2 protein-coding genes are annotated in these 1,687 nt (G+C 58.6%); both read right to left on the bottom strand.

Features of this window, described 5'->3' with window-relative positions; translation table 11 throughout:
• On the bottom strand, positions 1-602 hold a 602-nt coding region (locus ABX749_RS31940; RefSeq protein ID WP_372899600.1), incomplete at its 3' end, for a hypothetical protein.
• A 230-nt stretch (positions 603-832) separates the two neighbouring features.
• A partial coding sequence (locus ABX749_RS31935; protein ID WP_372899599.1) for a PQQ-binding-like beta-propeller repeat protein occupies positions 833-1,687 on the bottom strand: 855 nt, incomplete at its 5' end.

Below are 1,687 nucleotides of genomic sequence, written 5' to 3'. Positions count from 1 at the left end.
TCGACATGCGAGGTGTGGAACGATGCCGTTGCATAACCACGCTCAATGAAGGTTTCCACCGGCCAAAACGGATCCGGTTTCTCGACAGCGGTCGCCAGCGGAACAAAGTAGCGGTTGTTGATGTGGATCACCGCCGGGGTCGGCCCCGACGCGTTGTTGGGCACAAAGACGACGAACGGAAACGAAAACGTACGATCGTCGATTTCGATGATCGCTTTCATTTCGCGGCCGGTCGCGGCGCCGTCGAACGCTTGCGTGTTTTCTGCCGTCTGCTCAAACCGCAACGAGTACTCGGTGTCGGGTCGACGTCCATAAACCTGCTCGCGAAACAATTCCAGTAGCTCGCCGCGACGACGTTCGTTCCATTCCTTCGGCGAACGGATCAAATCGCCCCCGCCAGTCACCAGCGGATTCGGCAACGTGTAGGTCGGGACTTTCGATTCGACGTAGTTGAACTCGCGGCGCTGCCGGGTCAGCTTCTCGACCAGGTCGGGATTGGCTTGCCAAGCGGATGTCGCCTCTTGGCCGATGGAGGGACGTGCCGTGAACATCATCGCGGCGAGCAGCGTTGCGACAGGGGGCAGAAAGGAATGTCGTTGCATGATCGGGGGAGTGGTGCGGTGGGGTGTAGGGCATGCTGAGCGTGCCTGTTGTCACGCACAGCGTGACCTACGGGGATTGGTCAGCCTTCTGTCACGCACAGCGTGACCTACTCAATTTTTGGTAGGGCATGCTGTGCATGCCTTCTGTCACGCGACGCGAATTGCCAGTCCAACCGACAGAGTCTACGTGTCATCGCGTTCCCAGACTCTGCCGGGGAACGAGTTGCGAGTCAATTGGACGAGAAACAATACAGATGCTTCTCACCGCGGATAAAAATGCGGTCCTCGATCGGAACGGGCGATCCGATCACGGACTCTTTCAGATCGTTTTCGGACAACAACCGGAATTCGCCGTCGGTGACATCGGTGACATCGGCGACGTAGACGACGCCGTCTTCACGCGCCGCGTATAGTTTACCGGCGGCGATCGTCGGTGACGCATAGTACGAGTTCCTGTTTTTGGGAAACGCGTCACTCCAGATCGTTTTGCCGGTCGCCGGATCGATGCATTCGACTTCACCGCGGTCACGGACCAGGTAGACGTGTCCGTTGTAAGCAGCGGGCGAGGGGACGAAGGTCGAGATGTCATCGCGAAACCAAACGTGATTCGTCTCGGTGACGTCACCGCTTCCGTCCATGCGGATGCCGTACAGTCGCGGCGCCCCCTTGTCGTTACGTCCGAAGGCGACGACAGCCATGTCATCGACCAGGACCGGCGAGGCAACGACGGGCCAAAGTTGATTGGAGTCGGGATTGAAGTTTCCACACGACCACACCACGCGTCCGTCTTGAGCGTCGTGGATCGTCAAGTGTTGGGCGCCCCAGACCAGTAGCGACTCCTTTCCCTGGTGATCGATCACCAGCGGTGTGGAGTAGCCGTGGTCGCACTCCCGTGGCGTCTGGTAATTCCTCGCTTCCTTCCAAGCGATGTCGCCGGTTTGTTTGTCAAACGCGGCCAGCCATGATTCACCGTTGTGCATCCGCGCAAAGACAACATGTCGCTTCGTCAAAACGGGCGACGTCCCGTGGTCCCAATACAGAGTGTCTTTGCCGAAACGATCGACCAGGTTCGTTTGCCATCGCAC

This window comes from Stieleria sp., assembly GCF_041595215.1.
GTDB classification, from domain to species: domain Bacteria; phylum Planctomycetota; class Planctomycetia; order Pirellulales; family Pirellulaceae; genus Stieleria; species Stieleria magnilauensis.
This window is presented reverse-complemented; position numbering and strand designations above follow the sequence as displayed.